General features: G+C 67.4%; 15 protein-coding genes, 1 tRNA gene and 1 pseudogene. 5 read left to right on the forward strand and 12 right to left on the reverse strand.

From position 1 onward, the window contains the following. The 4 genes from ACZYZ5_RS14855 to ACZYZ5_RS14870 all read right to left on the reverse strand — a co-directional run. The coding region (locus ACZYZ5_RS14855; RefSeq protein ID WP_463902652.1) for a biotin carboxylase N-terminal domain-containing protein at window positions 1-391 on the reverse strand (391 nt) is incomplete at its 3' end. Window positions 392-394: 3 nt separating this feature from the next. Beyond that, window positions 395-2,095, reverse strand: coding sequence for a 5-oxoprolinase subunit B/C family protein (locus ACZYZ5_RS14860; RefSeq protein ID WP_463902653.1), 1,701 nt, complete (start codon window positions 2,093-2,095; stop codon window positions 395-397). Between the two features lie 32 nt (window positions 2,096-2,127). After that, window positions 2,128-3,468, reverse strand: coding sequence for an MFS transporter (locus tag ACZYZ5_RS14865; RefSeq protein ID WP_463902654.1), 1,341 nt, complete (start codon window positions 3,466-3,468; stop codon window positions 2,128-2,130). A gap of 95 nt (window positions 3,469-3,563) precedes the next feature. Then, complete coding sequence (locus ACZYZ5_RS14870) at window positions 3,564-4,322, reverse strand: LamB/YcsF family protein (protein WP_463902655.1); 759 nt, start codon at window positions 4,320-4,322, stop codon at window positions 3,564-3,566. Window positions 4,323-4,429: 107 nt separating this feature from the next. On the opposite strand from ACZYZ5_RS14870, the gene ACZYZ5_RS14875 reads away from it, so the two are divergent. The 4 genes and pseudogenes from ACZYZ5_RS14875 to ACZYZ5_RS14890 all read left to right on the forward strand — a co-directional run bounded on the left by ACZYZ5_RS14875 (window position 4,430) and on the right by ACZYZ5_RS14890 (window position 10,391). Next, the gene (locus ACZYZ5_RS14875) at window positions 4,430-5,131 is read left to right on the forward strand and encodes a GntR family transcriptional regulator (protein WP_463902656.1); all 702 of its coding nucleotides are present in this window, start codon (window positions 4,430-4,432) and stop codon (window positions 5,129-5,131) included. A 94-nt stretch (window positions 5,132-5,225) separates the two neighbouring features. Beyond that, a pseudogene (locus ACZYZ5_RS14880) lies at window positions 5,226-5,315 on the forward strand (IS5/IS1182 family transposase); the annotation flags it as partial. Between the two features lie 21 nt (window positions 5,316-5,336). Continuing rightward, window positions 5,337-5,392 (forward strand) — tRNA-OTHER (locus ACZYZ5_RS14885). A gap of 142 nt (window positions 5,393-5,534) precedes the next feature. Then, the gene (locus ACZYZ5_RS14890; protein ID WP_463902753.1) at window positions 5,535-10,391 is read left to right on the forward strand and encodes an NAD-glutamate dehydrogenase; all 4,857 of its coding nucleotides are present in this window, start codon (window positions 5,535-5,537) and stop codon (window positions 10,389-10,391) included. Between the two features lie 327 nt (window positions 10,392-10,718). Here ACZYZ5_RS14890 and ACZYZ5_RS14895 read toward each other — a convergent pair whose 3' ends face one another. Together ACZYZ5_RS14895 and ACZYZ5_RS14900 are read right to left on the reverse strand one after the other, a co-directional pair. Then, window positions 10,719-11,924 (reverse strand): thiolase family protein, encoded by a 1,206-nt coding sequence (locus tag ACZYZ5_RS14895; protein ID WP_463902657.1) that lies wholly within the window; start codon window positions 11,922-11,924, stop codon window positions 10,719-10,721. Beyond that, window positions 11,917-13,323, reverse strand: a complete 1,407-nt coding sequence (locus ACZYZ5_RS14900) for a class I adenylate-forming enzyme family protein (protein ID WP_463902658.1) — start codon at window positions 13,321-13,323, stop codon at window positions 11,917-11,919. Before ACZYZ5_RS14900 ends, ACZYZ5_RS14895 begins: the two co-directional genes overlap by 8 nt. A 58-nt stretch (window positions 13,324-13,381) precedes the next feature. Here ACZYZ5_RS14900 and ypfJ point away from each other — a divergent pair, with 58 nt between their 5' ends. Then, the gene (ypfJ, locus tag ACZYZ5_RS14905) at window positions 13,382-14,269 is read left to right on the forward strand and encodes a KPN_02809 family neutral zinc metallopeptidase (protein WP_463902659.1); all 888 of its coding nucleotides are present in this window, start codon (window positions 13,382-13,384) and stop codon (window positions 14,267-14,269) included. Window positions 14,270-14,424: 155 nt separating this feature from the next. On the opposite strand, the gene ACZYZ5_RS14910 is transcribed toward ypfJ, so the two are convergent. The 6 genes from ACZYZ5_RS14910 to ACZYZ5_RS14935 all read right to left on the reverse strand — a co-directional run bounded on the left by ACZYZ5_RS14910 (window position 14,425) and on the right by ACZYZ5_RS14935 (window position 19,681). Continuing rightward, window positions 14,425-14,757 (reverse strand): metal-sulfur cluster assembly factor, encoded by a 333-nt coding sequence (locus ACZYZ5_RS14910; protein ID WP_056434018.1) that lies wholly within the window; start codon window positions 14,755-14,757, stop codon window positions 14,425-14,427. 13 nt (window positions 14,758-14,770) lie between these two features. Then, window positions 14,771-15,568 carry a Fe-S cluster assembly ATPase SufC gene (gene sufC / locus ACZYZ5_RS14915; RefSeq protein WP_463902660.1) on the reverse strand — a complete coding sequence of 266 codons (798 nt, stop codon included), beginning with the start codon at window positions 15,566-15,568 and terminating at the stop codon, window positions 14,771-14,773. 89 nt (window positions 15,569-15,657) lie between these two features. After that, window positions 15,658-16,017, reverse strand: coding sequence for a non-heme iron oxygenase ferredoxin subunit (locus tag ACZYZ5_RS14920; RefSeq protein WP_463902661.1), 360 nt, complete (start codon window positions 16,015-16,017; stop codon window positions 15,658-15,660). Window positions 16,018-16,047: 30 nt separating this feature from the next. Next, on the reverse strand, window positions 16,048-17,334 hold the full coding sequence (gene sufD, locus ACZYZ5_RS14925) for a Fe-S cluster assembly protein SufD (RefSeq protein WP_463902662.1): 1,287 nt from the start codon (window positions 17,332-17,334) through the stop codon (window positions 16,048-16,050). Then, window positions 17,334-18,797, reverse strand: a complete 1,464-nt coding sequence (gene sufB / locus ACZYZ5_RS14930) for a Fe-S cluster assembly protein SufB (RefSeq protein ID WP_282379218.1) — start codon at window positions 18,795-18,797, stop codon at window positions 17,334-17,336. Before sufB ends, sufD begins: the two co-directional genes overlap by 1 nt. Continuing rightward, window positions 18,797-19,681 (reverse strand): helix-turn-helix transcriptional regulator, encoded by an 885-nt coding sequence (locus ACZYZ5_RS14935; protein ID WP_463902663.1) that lies wholly within the window; start codon window positions 19,679-19,681, stop codon window positions 18,797-18,799. The genes sufB and ACZYZ5_RS14935 overlap by 1 nt, the downstream gene beginning before the upstream one ends. Between the last annotated feature and the right edge of the window lie 86 nt (window positions 19,682-19,767).

The raw sequence follows: 19,767 nt of genomic DNA on the forward strand, positions 1-19,767 counted from the left end.
CGACCAGCGGGGCGCCGGCGCGGACGGCGGTTTCGCGGGCGGTGATCTTGTTGCCGAGCAGCCGGATGGCGTCCGGGCTGGGTCCGATCCAGGTGAGGCCGGCATCCAGCACTGCCTGGGCAAAATCGGCATTCTCGGACAGGAAGCCGTACCCGGGGTGGACCGCGTCCGCCCCGGACTCGGCCGCCACGCTGAGCAACTTTCCGATGCTCAGGTAGGTGTCGGCCGGGGAGTTGCCGCCCAGGGCGTAGGCCTCGTCGGCGGCGGCGACGTGCATGGCATCGGCGTCGATGTCCGCGTAGACGGCGACGGATTCCAGCTGCGCGTCGTTGCAGGCACGGGCAATGCGGACGGCGATTTCACCGCGGTTGGCAATCAGGACCTTGCGCATCAGTTACTCGCTTTTCGTTCGGGAGTCGGCCTGTGAGGCGACAGCTGGTTCGGGGGCAGTTCGTTCTGCAGGGGGTGCGGGGCGGAAGCGGATGCTTCCGCCAATGGGCACCTGGGCTGCGAGGTCCAGTTGGTGGTCCACCACGACGCCGATGACGGGGTAGCCGCCGGTGATGGGGTGGTCGGCAAGGAAGAGCACGGGCAGTCCCTCCGGCGGGATCTGGATGGCGCCCGCTACTGTTCCTTCGCTGGGGAGTTCGCCGGCCCGGCTGCGTTGCAGGGGCTTCCCCTGCAGCCTCATGCCTACCCGGTTGGACTGCGGCTTGACCTCCCAGTCTTGGCCGCACAATGAGTCAAGGGCCGCCTGATCGAACCAGTCGGCGCGCGGGCCAGGGATGATGTCCAGCACGGTGACCCCGTCACGGGGAAAATCGGGCTGAAGTTCGGGGCTTCCCACGACACCGGAGTCCACCACATCGCCGGAGGCGAGCAGCTGTCCGGCGGCCAGAGGTGCCGGGCCGATCCCGGACATGGTGTCGGTGGATCGGCTGCCCAGTACCGGGGTGGCGTCCACGCCGCCGCGGACGGCAAGGTAACTCCGGAACCCTGCTTCGGGAGCGCCGATGCTGAGGATTTCACCGTCGAGCAGGGCGAACGGCGTGGCCATCGGGACCGTGCGTTGCCGGCGGGACTCCCCCCGGCCGGTCGAGTCAGCAGCGTCAGACTGTTCAGCGGTGTCCAACGGCGAGACGACAGTCAGCTCCGACGGCGCCCCGGCGACGGCCAGGACCTGGTCTCCTACGGCCTGCACCCTGAGGCCGCCGGCCACGGTTTCAATGGCGGCGGCGGACGGGCCGTTGCCCACCAGGCGGTTGGCCCTGCGGAGCGAGGCCCGGTCCAGCGCCCCGGCGGCAGAGACGCCAAGGGCGGAGTGGCCCTGCCGGCCAAGGTCCTCGATGAGGCTGTGGATTCCGGGCGATAGAACACGGAGCCCGGAACCGGCCTCTTGTGCCTGCTGCTCCGCTTCCGTCGAAGCAGCAGCGTCCGGTTCCGGGGTAAGGGTCACAGCGTCCCGGACCGCGCGGAACTGCACGCGGTGTCCGGGGCTTGCCAGCGCCGGCTCGGCACGGTTGAGGTCCCACATGCGGGCGCCCGTGCGGCCGATCAGCTGCCAGCCTCCCGGGGACCTGCGCGGGTATACCGCCGAATAGTTTCCGGCCAGGGCCACCGACCCCGCGGGGACGGCGGTGCGCGGTGAACTCCGGCGGGGAACTTCGAGCACCTGGTTCTCCCCGATCATGTATCCGAAGCCGGGCGCGAAGCCGGCGAACGCCACCGTCCAGACTTGACCGGTATGGGCTGCGATCACACCATCAGTGCCGAGGCCGGTCAGCGTCCCCACTTCGGCGAGATCCTCGCCGTCGTACACGGTCTCTATAACCACCAGGCCGCCGCCCTGCTCCGCCGGCGCGGTGAGCTCCAGCTCAAGGAGGGTTCTTCCGATGCGCCGGGCCGCTGCGGGCGAGTCCGCCCTGACCATTACGGTCTCGGCGGCCGCCAGGACATCCTGCTGCCCCGGAAGCGGTGCCTCGAGGAGCATGGCCTGCAGGGCCAGCACGTCCTGCGTTCCGGAAAGCTCCGCGAGCACCGCGCGGGTTCCCACGGGCCGCACCGAGCGGACCTTATGCACTGTCAGTGCTTCCATGGCTGCCTCAATCATCCGGTTGTCCGCGCCGTTCAGGCGTGGGAATCCTGCAGGAGACGCTCTTCTTCGTCGGTGTGCGGGTTGCGCCCGATGGCCAGGCCGACGACGGTCACGATCGAGGCGACCGCGAGGTAGCCGGCGATCAGGAACCAGTTCCCGGTGGCGGCGAAGAGGGCGGTGAAGACCAGCGGAGCGATGGCGCCGCCGATGACGCCGGCGAGGGTGTAGGCCAGCGAGCTGCCCGCGTAGCGCAGCCGGGCCGGGAACTGTTCGGTGATGTAGGCGGCCTGCGGGCCGTACATGAAGGCGTGGAAGGCCAGCCCGATCACGATGCCGATGGTCAGCGTGAGGACCGACTTGTCCTGGATCATGACGAAGAACAGTGGGATGTACAGCGCGGTGCCGACCGCGGCGATGCCGTAGACGAGGCGGCGGTTGATGCGGTCCGTGAGGGCGCCCGCCGCGGGGATCAGGACCAGCTGGAAGGCGGAGCCGATCAGGATGGCGGTCAGGACGTTGCTGGTGCTCATGCCCAGTTGCTTGGTGGCGTAGACGGCCATGAAGACGGTGAGCAGGGAGTACAGCACGTCCGGGCTGATGCGGGACAGGGCGGCGGATACGAGGGCGCGCGGCTCCTTGGTGAAGACCTCCTTGATGGGGGCCTTGGGCTGTTCGCCGTGGGCCTGGATGGCCTTGAAGACGGGGGTTTCCTCGAGCTTGAGCCGGATCAGCAGGCCGAAGCCCACCAGGACGGCGGAGGCGAGGAAGGCCACGCGCCAGCCCCAGGAGAGGAAGTCTTCGTTGCTGAGGGTCGCGGCGAGTACGGCCAGGACGCCGTTGGCCATCAGGTTGCCGGCGGGCGGGCCGATCTGCGCGGCGGAGGACCAGAAGCCGCGCTTCCGGGGGTCGCCGAATTCGCTGGAGAGCAGGACGGCACCGCCCCATTCGCCGCCGACGCCAATGCCCTGGGCCAGGCGCAGCAGCACGAGGATGATGGGTGCGGCTATACCGATGGTGGCGTAGCCCGGGAGCGCGCCGATCACCACGGTCGCGATGCCGATCAGCAGCAGGGTGGTCACGAGGACGTGCTTGCGGCCGATCTTGTCACCGAGCCGGCCGAAGATCACGCCGCCGATGGGACGGGCCAGGTAGCCCACCGCAAAGGTCGAGAAGGACAGCAGCAGCCCGACGTATTCGTCGTTGCCCGGGAAGAAAACCTTGGGGAACACCAGGGCCGAGGCCACGGAGTAGATCGCGAAGTCGTAGTACTCCAGCGAAGTGCCGGTGAGGCTCGCGACGTAGGCCTTGAGGGCACCGGGCGGGATCCTCCTCTTGCCGGCGGCCGGGGTGGCCTGATGGGGTGCTGCAGTCATGGTTTTCCTCCAGGTGTGCGGGGTGCTGCCTGTTGCACGGGTGTCCGTGCGGGATGGGCCCGGCGGAACCGGGGTGTGAAGCGGTGAAGCGTCTGCTAGACGAACGCGGCGGTGGTGATGCCCGCGGCGTGGAGCGCTTCGCGGACGGCGGCGGCCATGGTGACGGCTCCCGGGGAATCGCCGTGGACGCAGATGCTCTCCGCGCTGATTTTCAGGATGGAGCCGTCGATGGTGCGGACGGCGGAATCGGTGGCCATCCGGAGGACGTGCTCAGTGACGAGAGCGAGGTCCTCCAGCACGGCTCCGGGGAGCGTACGGGATACGAGGGTTCCGTCCGGGTTGTAGGCGCGGTCGGCGAAGGCTTCGGTGACCGCGCGGAGGCCGGCGGCTTCGGCGAGGCGCAGCACTTCCGAGCCCGGCAGGCCCATGATCGGCAGGTTCGGGTCCACGGACTTCACGGCGTCGACGACGGCTTGCGCCTGGGCGGCGTGCGCCACGATCGTGTTGTAGAGCCCGCCGTGTGGCTTCACGTACCGGACCGTGCCGCCCTCGACGGCGGCCAGTGCCTGCAGCGCGCCGATCTGGTAGACGACGTCGTCGGCCAGTTCTTTCGGATCGATGTCCAGGAAGCGGCGGCCAAAGCCGGCGAGGTCGCGGTAACCGACGTGGGCGCCGATCACGACGCCGGCGGCAACTGCCTCGCGGCAGGTCTGGCGGATGACGCTGGGGTCTCCCGCGTGGAATCCGCAAGCCACGTTTGCACTGGACACCGAGCGGAACATCGCCGTGTCGTCACCCAGGGTCCAGCGTCCGAAAGACTCGCCGACGTCGCTGTTCAGGTCGATGGTTGCCATTTGTGATCCTCGTCTCATGATAGCCCCCTACTAAGGATGCATCACTTCGGCCGATTGTTCAACAATCTGACAATTAAATATTGGAACAATCGTGTAGATTCGGCACCATGACGACTTCCGATGCGGGAACCCGAGCCCAGGCAACAGCGCAGGTTGCATCGGCGGCGCGGCTGCGCGTGACGGTTCCCTCGGTGGCGGACCGGGTGGCTGCGGAGCTCCGCCTGCAACTGGCGGAAGGGGTGCTCCTGCCTGGCGCACGACTGACCGAATCGACCATCGCGGAGGACCTCGGCGTGTCCCGCAATTCCGTCCGGGAAGCCTTTGCCGAACTCGCGGCGGAGCGGCTGGTGGTCCGGCTGCCCAACCGTGGCGTCTTCGTTGCCAGCCTGGGACCGGGGGACGTCCATGACGTCTACACCGTGCGCCGCGCCATCGAGGTCAGTGCGATCAGGACCGGCGGCAGCCCGGAGCGGGTGGCAGCCGTCCGTGCCGCGGTCGAGGAAGGCAAAGCCGCGGCGGCTGCCGGCGACGAGGAAGCCCTGGGCACCGCGAACCAGCACTTTCACGGCGCCATAGTGGCGCTGGCGGAAAGCCGCCGGCTGGACACGATCATGTCCCAGGTCCTCGCCGAAATGCGCCTGTTCTTCCACAAAGCCACGCTGGATGCGCACTTCTACCGCGGCTACCTCGACGACAACGAGGAGATCTGCGCGGCCTTGGAAGCCGGCGACCTGGACCGCGCCGGGGACATGCTGCTGGCCTACCTGGACCGCTCGGAAGCGAAACAGAGCGCCGTCCACGGCGACTGACGCCTGCGGAATTGGCGCGGGTGTCGTCCTGGCCAACGAGCTCGCGGTCTTTCGGCGCATCGGAAGGATCCTCCTTGAGCTGGAGCTCACCGCACCGGCGGAGTTCGGTCCGTGGCAGACGGTGTGGAAGCGGCACCGCCGTTTCGCGGCCGGCGGGACCTGCGACCCTATCCACGCAAGACTTTGGCCGAAGACGCGGCCGGTCAGATCTACTGGCCGGAGCTGCCCTGAAAAGCAGCGCACGCGGGTTCGAATCCCGCCATCACGTCTCGGCTTGCTGATCGTTTTGCTTGTCCCCGCAGGGGTGGACTGCCTGCCCCGCGCCAGCCATCATGAAAGCAGGCGCGAGGTTCCGGCGACCGCAGCAACACGGCCTCTCCTTGCGCGATGGAGGCGCAACGCAATGTCCCCAAGAACCGGCCCTGCAGACCATGCCCCGGTGAACCCCTCCGCTGACGACACGGACACGTTCCTGACGGACTACTACGAGCATGTGGCCGACGACGACCTGCGGAACTACACTGCCGAATCGCTCCGGAACCGTGCAGAATACCATCGTTCGCTGGCCGCTACCCGGGGCCCGGGCCAGGCCGTCATCGGAGTGCTGAGTGAAGCGGACGCCAGCGTGGTGGCAATCGTGGCTGAGGACATGCCGTATCTGCTTCCCTCCGTCACGGCGGCACTGGCCCGTGACAATGCCGCCATACGCTTGCTGGTCCACCCCATCTTCACCGTTGGCAGGGCCCGCGGAACGAACAGGCTCGTGGACATCCAGCCGGTACCGCTGCGCACTGCCTGGCCGGTGGGAAACGAGCCTTCAGCGATGCCGTCACGGCCTGAATCCAATGGAGATTTGAGCTGCGCGGAGGCCTGGATCGCCGTCGAAATCGCCAGGCTGCCGGACCAGGCCAGCGCCGACCGGCTCACTCTAAATCTCCAGGCGGTCCTGGCCGATGTTCGGGCGGCCGCCGAGGATTCCGCAGCCATCCACCGGCATCTGACTGCGGAAATTGCCGCCCTGGATGCCAACGCGGCTGCGGCCAGCGACGCAACAGTGCAGGAGACCAAGGATTTGCTGCTCTGGCTGGACGACGACAACTTCCTATTTCTCGGGTACCGCGGGTATGGCCTGGACGACGACGACGGACTGCGGGTCCTCGCGGCGCGGCCGGGGCCCGGGCTCGGGCTCCTCCGGCACCGGGAGCAGAGCCGGCCGCTGCAAGGCTCCGCCATGCCGGGGGCACGGGGACCGGCCCTGGCCCTCACGAAGGCAGGCATCCGTTCCACAGTCCTCCGGGACGCCTACTTGGACGAAGTCAGCCTCCTGACGTTTGACATGGCCGGCAATCCCACCGTGGAAGCGTGCTTTGTTGGCCTTTTCGCCCCGAGCGCTGCAAGCCGGTCCGTGCTTCAGATTCCGATCATCCGGGACAAGGTGGCCACGGTACTGGACCGCTTCGGATTCCCGCCCAGTTCCCATGCCGGCAAGGGACTGCTGGCCACCATCGAGGACTATCCCCGTGAAGAGCTCTTCCACATCGACGCGGACGACCTGGCCGGCCACATGCGCGAAATCCTGCGCCTCCAGGAACGCCACAGCACCCGGCTGTTCCTCAGGCCCGATTCCTATGGACGCTTCATGTCCGCCCTGGTTTTCCTCCCCCGCCGCCGCTACAGCACGGCGGTCAGGCTCAACATCGAGCGGGAACTGCGCGAGGCCTTCAACTCGAAAGCCGTGGAGTTCGAACTTCGTCTCAGCGAGTCGGCCATGGCCCGCGTGTTTTTCCGGGTCCTGCTCCCGGGCGGAGGACGGGCCGCCGTCGACGCCTCAGCACTGGAGCTGCGCATCATCGCTGCCACGAGGTCATGGGCCGAGGGCTTGGACGAGGCTCTGCAGCACAGATTCCCCGTTGGCGACGCCACCCGGCTGTCCATGCAGTGGGCCCGGGCGTTTCCGGCAAGCTACAAGGCTGACTACGAGGTGGAGGATGCCGTCGAGGACATTATCAAATTCGAGAGCTTTGACGGGCCGGACGGCAGGAACCCCGATGACCCGCTGCTTTCCGTCTACGTGCGCCCGGGGACTGCGGTGCTGGCCGAGGACGCCCGGATCCGCCTCTATCTGACACGGCCGCAGAGCCTGACGCAGATTCTGCCGTTCTTCCACAACCTGGGGCTCGAGGTGCTCGACCAACGGCCCTTCGACGTCCGGCGTGCCGATGGCCGCACCTTCTCCCTGTACGACCTGGGGCTGAAATACCCCTCCGGCGTGGACCCCCTGGGCACCAGCGGGCTTCTTGCCGACTCGTTTTGCGCCGCGATGAGAGGAGACATCGAGTCCGACACCTTTGACGCACTGGTCATCAGGGAAGGAATCGGATGGCGCCAGACAGTCATCCTGCGCGGCTACGCGAAGTACCTGCAGCAGCTCGGAACCACCAACTCCTACGGCTTCATGGCGGACACGCTGCGGGCGAATGTCCGGGCCACGCGCGCACTCCTTGCACTGTTCGAGGCAAAGTTTGATCCGGATCTCGACCAGCCATCCCGCCTCAGTGACATGGACTCCGCCCGGAGTGAGCTGACGGCTGCCATTGACGCCGTGCCGGTCCTGGACGCCGACCGTCTGCTGCGGTCCTTCGCGAGTCTTGTCGAGGCCACGCTGCGCACCAATTACTATCTGAACAAGCCCTACCTCAGCTTCAAGCTCAACCTCTCCGGCGTCCCCGTCGCACCTGCTCCCCGGCCAAAATACGAAATCTGGGTCTATTCGCCCCGGGTTGAAGGGGTGCATCTGCGCTTTGGCTCCCTGGCCCGCGGCGGGCTTCGCTGGTCCGACCGCCGGGAGGACTTCCGGACGGAGATCCTGGGACTCGTCAAAGCGCAGACCGTCAAGAACGCCGTGATCGTGCCAACGGGTGCCAAGGGGGGTTTCTATCCGAAGCGGCTGCCCGACCCCGCCACGGATCGGACGGCCTGGTTGACGGAGGGCCAGGAGAGCTACCGGATCTTCATCCGCGGCATGCTGGACATCACTGACAATCTGCTCACATCCCTCGACGGCGGCGGCGGGTCCACCGAACGGGTGGTGCCGCCCGAGCGGGTGGTCCGGCACGATGGCGATGACTACTACCTGGTGGTGGCCGCCGACAAGGGGACAGCCGCGTTCTCGGACATCGCCAACGCCCTGGCCCTCGAGTACGGATTCTGGCTCGGCGATGCCTTCGCCTCGGGCGGCTCGGCGGGCTATGACCACAAGCAGATGGGCATCACCGCACGCGGCGCCTGGGAGGCGGTCCGGCACCATTTCCGCGAGCTGCTCATCGACTCCACGGCCGAGGACTTCACGGTAGTGGGCATCGGCGATATGAGCGGCGACGTGTTCGGCAACGGGATGCTGCTCTCCCGCCACATCCTGTTAGTGGCGGCGTTCGACCACCGACACATCTTCCTGGACCCGAGCCCCGATCCGGCCGCCTCCTATGCGGAGCGGCAGCGGCTGTTCGGGCTTCCCCGCTCCTCCTGGGCCGACTACGACGTCTCCAAAATCAGCGCGGGCGGCGGCGTGTTCTCACGACGGGAGAAGTCGATCGAGATCACCGAAGCGGTGCGCCTTGCGCTGGGGCTGGCACCGGGAACGACGGCGATGAGCCCGCCGGAGCTGCTCAAAGCCGTCCTTCTGTCCCCCGTGGACCTGCTCTACAACGGAGGCATCGGCACCTACGTCAAGGCCTCCAGCGAGACCCACGCGGACGTGGGAGACAAGGCCAACGATCCCATCCGTGTCAACGCCATTGAACTGAGGACCAGGATCATCGTCGAGGGCGGCAACCTTGGCATCACCCAGCGAGGCAGGATAGAGGCCGCACTGGGCGGGGTCCTGCTGAACACCGATGCGATCGACAACTCCGCCGGCGTGGACTGTTCGGACCACGAAGTGAACATCAAGATCTTCCTCGACCGGATGATCGCCGCGGGAAGGATGTCCCCGGACGAAAGGACAGGCTTCCTGCACTCCCTTCAGGAGGAAGTCGCACGCTTGGTCCTGAAAACCAATGTGGACCAGAACGCACTCCTCTTCAACGACCGCCAGCTGGTGCTTCACTGGAGCCCGAGCTTTGAGCGGACCATGGACTGGCTGGACGCCGTGACGGACCTGGACAGGAACCTTGAATGCCTGCCCAGCACGGAGCAACTGCACACCCGTCTGCAGACCGGTGCAGGCCTGACATCTCCGGAGCTCTCCGTGCTGGCCGCGTATGCCAAGATCGAGCTGGCCAGGGAACTCACACTCAGCGGACTGGCCGATGACCCCTGGTTCTCCGGGACGCTGCACGACTACTTTCCGCGCCAGCTATCGGAGCGGTTCGGGGAGGAGCTGTCCACGCATCCGCTGCGGCGGCAGATCGTAGCCACTGTCATTGCCAACGACATGATCAATCTGGGGGGCATTGCCTTCGCCTTCCGGGCAATGGAGGAGACCACGGTATCGGCGGCCGCCGTGGCCCGCGGGTTCGTGGTCATGCGTAAGATCTGGGACTTTGACTCAATCACCGAAGCCCTCGCACAGCTGCCGGCAAGCATCCCCAGCGAGCACGGGTCTGCCGTGGCACTCGACATGCGCCGCACGCTGGACCGCTCGACACGGTGGTATGTCAACCACGATTTCCGGGACAAGCCAATCGCCGATGCAATGGCCCGGCTCGAGCCCCCCATGTCGCTTCTGCGCCCAAAGTTTGGCAGCTTCCTTCACGGCGTGAATCTGCAGCATGCGGTGATCCGTCTGGCCCACACCGACGCCGTCGGCCTGCCCCATGACTTGGGCGTGCGTGCCTCCGAGATCCTGGTCAGCTATGGCCTTCTGGACATCTCTGCCATATCGGAAGAGCTCCAAGAGCCCGTGGACACCGTGGCTGAAGTGTACTTTGCCGTCTTCGAGCGGATCTCTGCGATCCCCATTCTTGAACACATCACTGCGCTGCCGCGGGAAACCCATTGGCAGGCCCTCGCGCGGGCGGCGCTTCGGGACGATTTGTATTTGGTCCTTGCCGGCATGACGAAGGCTGTTGTGCGGAATACACCACGCCCCGCCGCCCCCGGAACCGATCCAGTGGAGCGCATCGTCGCCTGGGAACGCGAAAACATCGAACAACTCGCCAGGATCCAGGAAACCATCAAGGAGGCCATCAAGCCGGGCCCGGTGGACATCGCAGCATTGTCCGTTGCGGTCAAGCTGTTGCGGGCCTTGGTCAGCCGCTAGCTAGAGGTGCATTTCCCCGGGCTGCGGTTCCATATCGAAGCCACTGGTCCACCAGACCGCGCGGTTTCGGCCTTTCGATCTTGCGCGGAACCACTGGACATGTCCTCCCCAGCGCGCGAACGCTGGGATATAACCCCACTATGCCCACTGGCCGGGCCCAGGGCTGAGCATGTTCCCCCGTTGCGGTGGTGCGGGTCTGGGTCTGGGGCTCCGACGCCGCGGGACCACTGGACATGTCCTCCCCAGCGCGCGAACGCTGGATATAACCCCACTATGTCCACTGGCCGGGCCCAGGGCTGAGCATGTTCCCCGGTGCCAGGAGACTAGCTAGGAGAAGCTCCGGTACTCCAGCAGCGCGGCGGTTCCCATTCCCCCGGCGATGCTGATCAGTGCCAGCACCAGCTGCCCCTCGGCCGGGCTGCGGCGTGCCTGGGCCAGCAGCCGCGTGATGAGCACCGCGCCGGACGCCCCGTAGGCGTGCCCCAGGGCCAGGGCGCCGCCGTCGATGTTGGCGCGTTCCGGGGGAATGCCCAGCCGGTCCAGGCACGCGAGGGTCTGGGATGCGAACGCCTCGTTGAATTCGACCAGGCCCAGTTCCGCGGCCGCGACGCCGCTGGATTCCAGCAGGCGGTGGGCCGCCGTAGCCGCCCCGATGCCCAGCAGCTGCGGGTCCACGCCCGCCGTGTCCGTGCCCCGCACGAGGAGTCCGTCGGTGGCGCCCAGTTCGCGGGCGCGCTCCACCGAGGTGATCACGACGGCGGCGGCACCGTCCGCGTCGAAGCAGGAATTCCCGGCGGTGACGGTCCCGCCGGCGGTGAACACCGGAGGGAACCGGGTCAGCACGGCTGCGGTCAACCCACGCCGCGGCCCGTCGTCGGCGCTGACCGTGCGGGGGCCGTCCGGTCCGGACACCCCGGGCAGCGGGACGATCTCGGCGTCGAAGAAGCCCGCCGCGGCGGACGCCAGGGCGCGCCGGTGGCTGCGCAGCGCCAGCGCATCCTGCCGTTCCCGGCTGATGCCGAAGCGGGCGGCCACATTTTCGGCGGCCACTCCCATGTCCGGATCGCCAAGGCCCAGCGGTGCGAACTGCGCCCGCGCGAAGAATTCCGGGGCCCCGCCGGCGTCCCGGCGGGCCCGGAGCGGTGCCGTGCTGATGCTTTCCACTCCGCCGGCCAGGTACACGCCGCCGCCGCCGGCGGCCACGAGCCGGGAGGCCAGGGCAATCGCGTCAAGCCCGGACCCGCACTGCCGGTCCACCGTGAGGCCGGGGACGCTGACCGGCAGGCCTGCCTCGAGGGCCGCGAGCCGGGCGACGTTCCCGCCCCCGCCGACGGCGTTGCCGATCACCACATCCGCGACCGACGCCGGGGCCACGCCGGTGTCGCTGAGAAGGCGGCGGAGCACGGGGGCCAGCAGCTCGTGGGCGTGCAGAGTCTCCAGGGCGCCGTGGGCCCGGCAGACCGGGGTGCGCCGGGCGGCGATGATGACCGGCTGCCGGTCGTCGGGGAGACTCCGCGGATGGGTCTCAGCCAAGGCGCCGGATCCGGGGGTCTCCGCGGGCAATCCAGTCGAGCAGCAGCTCCCGGCTGAGCTTGCCGCGGTCCGTCACGGGAAGTTCGGCCAGGGCGAAGTACTCCAGCGGCCGCTTGGTCCGGGCCAGCACGTCCTCGACGCCAGCCTTCAGCTGGGTGGCGGTCACCCCGCCGTGTGAAGGGACGATGCCGGCGACGACCTTCTGGCCGCGCAGATCGTCCGCGAGGCCTGCGGCCACGGCGGCGGCCACCCCGGGAACCGAGGCCAGCGCCAGCTCGACCTCATGCGGGTAGACGTTGGTGCCGGCGGTGATGATCATGTCCGAGCGGCGGCCGAGCATGTGCAGGGTCCCGCCGTCGAGGTAGCCCTGGTCCCCCACCGTGTGCCAGCCGTCGAAGCTCTGCAGGGCCTGGCCGTCGTCGCCCCAGAGGTAGCCGTCGCTGACCATCCCGCTGCGGACGCAGATGTTGCCGTCAGTGCCGTCCGGCAGCTGGGCTCCGCCGTCGTCGAGGATGCGGATCTCGACGCCGGGAAACGGCTTCCCGATTCCGGTGCCGCGCTGTTCGGGCTGCTGCCCGGGCGGGAGTCCGGCGCCGGAGACGAAACTGAGCTCCGAGGCGCCGTAGTACTCGAAGATGGTCGCGTTGGGCGCCCAGCGGCGGGCGGCTTCCAGGGTCCGGGCGTCCAGTTTTGAGCCGGCGCAGATGATGCTGCGGATGCCCGAGGCGTCGACCCCGCCGCTCAGTCCCCGTTCGCTGAGGATCCGCAGCATCGTGGGGACAAGGACCAGCCGGGTGATGCCGTCGTGGCTGACGGCGGCGTGGGCGGCGCCGACGTCGAACCGGGCCAGGGTGTGGAACTCCGATCCGGCGTAGAGGCATTCGGCCAGGGCGTAGAGATTCAGGCTGGCCGCAAGGGGTCCGGGTGCCAGGGTCCTGTCGTCCGCGGACAGGCCGAAGAATTCCACCGACGCGTCGAAGGACAGCCGCCAGGACCGGCGCGAGCGGCTGAAGGCCTTGGGGACAGAGGTGGTTCCGGACGTCAGCCCGATCAGGAACGGCGAGTCCGGGAGCCCGTCGACGAGTTCCGTCACGGACGCGGCCTCCGGCACAGTCACCACGGTCCCGCGGATCCGGTCCCTGATGCTGTCCTGCAGCGGCTGCGGCCAGGTCGGGTCCAGCACGGCGCATTGCCGCTCACCCGCAACGGCGGCCGTGAACGCTGCGGCGAAGTGCAGCGAGTTTTCCTCGGACAGCACGGTCACGGCGGGCATGCCCGGCACCAGGCCGGCGGCGGTGTCCCGCAGCTCTTCCCAGCTCAGGCGCTGCCCGGCCACGACGACGGCGGTCCTGTCGGGGCGGTCATCGGCCCAGTGCTGGAGTCTGTCGAGAAAAGGCATCAAACCAACTTTACCGGGCAGGGGCGGCCTGAAAGCAGGGACGCGATATTGTGACAGCATGAGTTTCAATGACAACGTCCAGCTGGACCCCTCGCAGGTTCAGGACCGGCGCGGCATGGGCCGCGGCGGAAAAGTCGGGATCGGCCTCGGCGGCGGCATTATCCTGCTGATCGCTTCCCTGCTCGGCATCAATCCGGGCCTGCTGGAGGGCCTGGCCGGCAGCACGCAGGACTCCGGATCGCAGGGCCAGGGCACCGCCCCGGCCTGCACCACCGGCGCCGACGCCGACGCCCGGCTCGACTGCCGCATCACCGGCACGGTCAACAGCCTGAACGCCTTCTGGCCCGCCTACCTGGCCCAGTACGACCGGGAATACCCGCAGCCCGGCACCGTGATCTTCGAAGGGGGTACCGGCACCGGCTGCGGCGCCGCGACCTCGGAAGTGGGACCGTTCTACTGCCCGGCCGACTCCACCGCGTACTTCGACCCGGGCTTCTTCCAGGACCTCGTGGACCGCTTCGGGTCCTCCGGCGGGCCGCTGGCGCAGGAGTATGTGGTGGCCCACGAGTTTGGCCACCACATCCAGAATGTGCTCGGCAACCTGGACCGGGCCCAGCAGGACCCGCAGGGACCGGAATCCGGTGCCGTCCGCGTGGAACTGCAGGCTGACTGCTACGCCGGCCTGTGGGTTCGCTACGCCACGACCCAGGAGGACCCGCAGACCGGGCTGCCCTTCCTGGATCCGCTGACGGAAAAGGACCTGCAGGATGCCCTGTCCGCCGCCTCGGCCGTCGGTGATGACCGGATCCAGGAGGCTGCGACCGGCCGGGTGTCCCCGGAGGCCTGGACCCACGGCTCCAGCGCGCAGCGCCAGAAGTGGTTCTACCAGGGCTACAAGACCGGCGACATCAACCAGTGCGACACGTTCGGCGTCGCCACCCCGTAACCCCGTCCGCTGCTCCGTAACTGCCGTTATGGGCTGTCTAAAGGGCGGTTGCGGAGCAATCGATGAACGACGACGGCGGCCGGTCACCTTCCGTGGAAGGTGACCGGCCGCCGTCTCATGTCACGGGCCTCCGCCGCAAGGGAGGCGGTGGGGAGCTAGATGTTGAAGCCCAGCGCGCGCATCTGGTCGCGGCCGTCCTCGGTGATCCGCTCCGGACCCCACGGCGGCATCCATACCCAGTTGAGGCGCCATTCGTCGACGACCCCGTCCAGGGCCTTGCCGACCTGCTCCTCGATCACATCGGTGAGCGGGCAGGCGGCCGTGGTGAGCGTCATGTCGATCAGCAGGGCGCCGTCGTCATCCGAGTACTTCAGGCCGTACAGCAGGCCCAGGTCAACGATGTTCACGCCCAGTTCAGGGTCGATGACATCCTTGAGCGCTTCTTCGACATCCTCGAGGCCCGTGCGGGCCACATTGAGTTCGGTCATTGCCAAGTCCTAACTAGGCCTGTGCTGCAGCGGACGCGGCAGCGATGGTGGCTGCTCCCGCGCCGGTGGCGTAGCGGTCGTAGCCTTCTTCTTCGAGACGGTCGGCGAGCTCCGGGCCGCCCTCTTCCACTACCTGGCCATCAACGAACACGTGCACGAACTCCGGCTTGATGTAGCGCAGGATCCGGGTGTAGTGCGTGATGAGCAGGGTGCCCATGTTGCCCTCGGCGTGGGCGCGGTTGACGCCCTCGGAGACGACCTTGAGCGCGTCGACGTCCAGGCCGGAGTCGGTCTCGTCCAGGACGGCGAACTTGGGCTTGAACAGCTCCAGCTGGAGGATCTCGACGCGCTTCTTCTCGCCGCCGGAGAAGCCCTCGTTGACGTTGCGCTGGGTGAAGTCGGCGTCGATGCGCAGCTGGGCCATGGCGGCCTTGACGTCCTTGGTCCAGGTCCGCAGCTTGGGTGCTTCGCCGTCAATGGCCGTCTTGGCGGTCCGCAGGAAGTTCGTCATGCTGACGCCGGGAACCTCGACGGGGTACTGCATGGCCAGGAACAGGCCGGCGCGGGCGCGCTCGTCCACGCTCATCGCCAGGACATCCTCGCCGTCCAGCGTGATGGTGCCGGAGGTGACGTTGTAGCGCGGGTGCCCGGCGATGGTGGACGCCAGGGTGGACTTGCCGGAACCGTTCGGGCCCATGATGGCGTGGGTTTCGCCGGTCCGGATGGTCAGGCTGACGCCCTTCAGGATTTCCTTCGTGCCCTGCTCGGTGTCAATGCTGACGTGCAGGTCCTTGATCTCAAGAGTAGACATGTGCCTTGTTCTCCTCTGCACCGTGCCCTCCGGCACTGTGCGGTTTCTTGTCGATAAGTTCTGTTGTGCGGGTTGCCGGCTGCGGGCAGCTAGCTGAAGTTCGGGGCCGCGGCGCCGTTCACGACGTTGGTGAAGTCCACGTAGACCTCGTCATCCAATACGGTCACGGCGAAGACAGGGACAGGATCATAGGCCGGCAGCTGGAGCGGCTCGCCGCTGCGCAGATCGAACTGGGAGCCGTGGCCCCAGCACTCGATCATGCAGCCTTCCACCTCACCCTCGGAGAGGGAGATGTCCGCGTGCGAGCACGTGTCGCCGATGGCGTGGATCTCGCCCATCGAGTCCTTCACGATCGCGACAGGGTAGTCGTCGACCAGGATCCGCAGCGCCTGCTTGAGTTGGATCTCACTGGCGTTGCAGACGAGCTCTCCACTTGGCTGTTCAGTCATTGATGCTTCCGTGTTCCCTAGTGCTGCGCACTAGTTGTCCGTTGCCGCGAGTTCGCGCTCGACGGCGGCCGTGAGGCGCTCTTCGATGGCGGGAACGTTGATCTTCTGGATGATCTCGTTCAGGAAGCCGCGGACCACCAGGCGGCGGGCCACCTTTTCCGGGATGCCGCGGGCCATCAGGTAGAACAGGTGCTGGTCATCGAACCGTCCGGTGGCGCTGGCGTGGCCGGCGCCGGCGATCAGGCCGGTCTCGATTTCCAGGTTCGGTACCGAGTCGGCGCGAGCGCCGTCGGTGAGGACCAGGTTGCGGTTGGCCTCATAGGTGTCGGTGCCTTCTGCCTCCTTGCGGATCAGGACGTCACCCACCCAGACGGTGTGCGCGTTGCGGCCCTGCAGGGCACCCTTGTACAGGACGTTGGACTTGCAGTTCGCGACGGCGTGGTCCACGAAGAGGCGCTGCTCCAGGTGCTGGCCGGCGTCGGCGAAGTACAGTCCGAACAGTTCCACTTCGGCGCCCGGGGCGGTGAAACGGGCCGACGGGGTGACGCGCACCAGGTCGCCGCCGAGGCTGACGACGATGTGCTTGAACTTGGCGTCGCGGCCGAGCTTGACCTGCTGGGAGGATGCGTGCACGGCGTCGTCGTTCCATTCCTGGAGCGAGATGACGGTGAGCTGCGCGCCGTCCTCCACGAGGATCTCGATGTTCTCCGACACGACGGCGGTGCCCTGGTGGTCCAGGACCACGACGGACTTGGAGAACTTCTCCGCGACGATCACCACGTGCTGGGCGGAGGCCTCGGTGCCCTGGCCGGTCAGCAGGACGCTGACCTCGCCGTCGACCTGGACCTCGGCCGGGACCGTGATGACGGTGGCTTCGGTGAAGTTCTCCCAGGCGTTCGCGGAGACGCGGTCCTCGGGGATCGCGGCGGAGCCGATCCGGCGGTCGTCACGGCCGACGGTCTCAACGGTGACGCTGTCCGGGGCGGTGACGCCCACGGACGGTGCGGTGCCGTTGAGGACCTGGGTGTGCAGGCCGCGGAGGCGCTTGAGCGGGGTGAAGCGCCAGTCCTCCTCCATGCCGGTCAGCGGCTTAAAGTCCGCGAGCTTGTAGGAGGTCAGGCGTCCGGCGCGTGAGCTGTCCGGAACGCCGACGCCGCCGCCGTGCGAGTGCCGCTTGACGGCTTCGCCGGCGAGCGGGGACTTGGACTCTGCGGCGTTCAGCGGTGAAAGGCTTTCGCCTTCCTCGGTGAAGCCGTTGATGAACGGCTTGGCTGAGGGCGCGCCAATGCGGGCCTTTTCAGTAGTGATGTCAGTCATTAACCGACCGATCCTTCCATCTGCAGTTCAATCAGGCGGTTCAGCTCGAGGGCGTATTCCATCGGCAGCTCACGGGCAATCGGCTCGATGAAGCCGCGGACGATCATCGCCATGGCCTCGTCTTCGCGCATGCCGCGGGACATCAGGTAGAACAGCTGCTCTTCGCTGACCCGCGAGACCGTGGCCTCGTGCCCCATCGTGACGTCATCTTCGCGGATGTCGATGTAGGGGTACGTGTCCGAACGGCTGATGGTGTCCACCAGGAGCGCGTCGCAGCGGACCGTGTTGGCCGAGTGCTTGGCGCCCTCGCGGACCTGGACCAGGCCGCGGTAGGCGGCGCGGCCGCCGCCGCGGGCCACGGACTTGGAGACGATTGAGCTCTTGGTGTTCGGCGCGATGTGGACCATCTTCGAGCCGGTGTCCTGGTGCTGGCCTTCGCCCGCGAACGCGATGGACAGGGTCTCGCCCTTGGCGCCCTCGCCGACGAGGTAGACGGCCGGGTACTTCATGGTGACCTTGGAGCCGATGTTGCCGTCGATCCACTCCATCGTGGCGCCTTCTTCGCAGATGGCGCGCTTGGTAACCAGGTTGTACACGTTGGTGGACCAGTTCTGGATGGTCGTGTAGCGGACGCGGGCGCCCTTCTTCACGATGATTTCCACCACGGCGGAGTGCAGCGAATCCGAGGTGTAGATCGGCGCGGTGCAGCCCTCGATGTAGTGGACGTAGGAGTCCTCGTCCGCGATGATCAGCGTGCGCTCGAACTGGCCCATGTTTTCCGTGTTGATGCGGAAGTAGGCCTGCAGGGGGATGTCCACGTGGACGCCCTTGGGGACGTACACGAAGGAACCGCCGGACCAGACAGCCGTGTTCAGCGAAGCGAACTTGTTGTCGCCGACCGGGATGATGGTGCCGAAGTACTCCTGGAAGATCTCCGGGTGCTCGCGCAGCGCGGTGTCCGTGTCCAGGAAGATGACGCCCTGCTGTTCCAGGTCCTCGCGGATCTGGTGGTAAACGACCTCGGACTCGTACTGGGCGGCGACACCGGAGACGAGGCGGCTGCGCTCGGCTTCCGGGATGCCCAGCTTCTCGTACGTGTTCCGGATGTCCTCGGGAAGGTCTTCCCAGGTGTTGGCCTGCTTTTCCGTGGACCGCACGAAGTACTTGATGTTGTCGAAGTCGATGCCGGAGAGGTCGGCGCCCCAGGTCGGCATGGGCTTGCGGTCGAAGTACTTCAGACCCTTGAGGCGCAGGTCCAGCATCCACTTCGGCTCACTCTTCTTGGCCGAGATGTCGCGGACGACGTCCTCGTTGATGCCGCGGCGGGCGTTGGCTCCGACGTCGTTCTTGTCGGACCAGCCGTACTCATAGGTTCCGATTCCGTGGAGCTCGGGATTCTTTTCCAGAATCTCCGAAATCACAGTGGATTCAGCAACCTTCTTCTCTGATAGTTGGTCCGTCATCACGGCCTTTCTTGCAGATGGTTGGATACTTCGTCCAGGCTGTCCGGGGTGGTTGCGGGGCTGTGAGGCCCCTTGGCCGCCGGACGGCCTGTAGGTATGTGGGTGGTGCAGACGTGCCCGCCGCGTGCCAGCGTGGAGAGCCGGCGGACGTCGACGCCCACCAGCCGGGAGAACACGTCGGTCTCGACGTCGCAGAACACCGGGAACTGCGCGGCCAGTTGCTGAATGGGGCAGTGTCCCTGGCAGAGCTGGACACTGGAGAGCGCCGCCGGGAGGGGGGCTTTGGCCTCGATCGACGTCGTGGAGGCCACGAACCCGTCGCGGCTCAGCGCCTCGGACAGCGCCTGGGCGCGGGCAGTGATGTCCGGGCCGGCGGCGTCGATTTCCGGCGCGTAGCGGCGTTCCATCTCGCCGAAGCGTTCGACGGCGAACTGCCGCACGGCGTCGGGCCCGGCCATTTCGCCGAGGCGCTGCAGGGCCAGGGTGGCGATGTCCAGGTAGTCGTTGCCCAGCGTGGACTGGCCCTGGGAGCTGAGGACATAGCGGCGGGCGGGACGCCCTGCACCGGCACCGGCACGGGCTGCGCGCTTGACCTCAATCACGCCGCTGCGGGAGAGGTGGTCCAGGTGCCGCCGGACAGCGGCGGGTGTGAACCCCAGCAGGTCGCCGAGTTCGGCGGCGCTGATGGGGCCGTGTTCCAGTACAGCGTTCAGCACGCGGTCCCGGGTGCGCTCTTCGGCGTCAACCGCCGGGAAGGCGGTGGCCGCTTGGGCTGCCACGGATCCCGCTGCCGCTGATCCCGCTGGCACCGTGGCGCCCGGCGCCGCACGCAGGCGGCCGCGCCCGGCAGGCGCGACAGAAGTTGAGGGGCTCATGGAATACACAACACAATCATGTCGTAATTTAGTCCCGCGGGCCAGTAAGGCATGGCTATCCTCGCCCCCCGGCGGGAGCGGGAGCGGGAGCGGCA

The organism is Pseudarthrobacter ribosi, from assembly GCF_055412865.1.

What these genes read in the sequence shown, in the direction of transcription:
- ACZYZ5_RS14860 (WP_463902653.1), bottom strand. Translation starts at nt 2,095, where the DNA reads ATGGAAGCACTGACAGTGCATAAGGTCCGCTCGGTGCGGCCCGTGGGA.
- ACZYZ5_RS14865 (WP_463902654.1), bottom strand. Translation starts at nt 3,468, where the DNA reads ATGACTGCAGCACCCCATCAGGCCACCCCGGCCGCCGGCAAGAGGAGG.
- ACZYZ5_RS14870 (WP_463902655.1), bottom strand. Translation starts at nt 4,322, where the DNA reads ATGGCAACCATCGACCTGAACAGCGACGTCGGCGAGTCTTTCGGACGC.
- ACZYZ5_RS14875 (WP_463902656.1), top strand. Translation starts at nt 4,430, where the DNA reads ATGACGACTTCCGATGCGGGAACCCGAGCCCAGGCAACAGCGCAGGTT.
- ACZYZ5_RS14890 (WP_463902753.1), top strand. Translation starts at nt 5,535, where the DNA reads ATGTCCCCAAGAACCGGCCCTGCAGACCATGCCCCGGTGAACCCCTCC.
- ACZYZ5_RS14900 (WP_463902658.1), bottom strand. Translation starts at nt 13,323, where the DNA reads ATGCCTTTTCTCGACAGACTCCAGCACTGGGCCGATGACCGCCCCGAC.
- ypfJ (WP_463902659.1), top strand. Translation starts at nt 13,382, where the DNA reads ATGAGTTTCAATGACAACGTCCAGCTGGACCCCTCGCAGGTTCAGGAC.
- ACZYZ5_RS14910 (WP_056434018.1), bottom strand. Translation starts at nt 14,757, where the DNA reads ATGACCGAACTCAATGTGGCCCGCACGGGCCTCGAGGATGTCGAAGAA.
- sufC (WP_463902660.1), bottom strand. Translation starts at nt 15,568, where the DNA reads ATGTCTACTCTTGAGATCAAGGACCTGCACGTCAGCATTGACACCGAG.
- ACZYZ5_RS14920 (WP_463902661.1), bottom strand. Translation starts at nt 16,017, where the DNA reads ATGACTGAACAGCCAAGTGGAGAGCTCGTCTGCAACGCCAGTGAGATC.
- sufD (WP_463902662.1), bottom strand. Translation starts at nt 17,334, where the DNA reads ATGACTGACATCACTACTGAAAAGGCCCGCATTGGCGCGCCCTCAGCC.
- sufB (WP_282379218.1), bottom strand. Translation starts at nt 18,797, where the DNA reads ATGACGGACCAACTATCAGAGAAGAAGGTTGCTGAATCCACTGTGATT.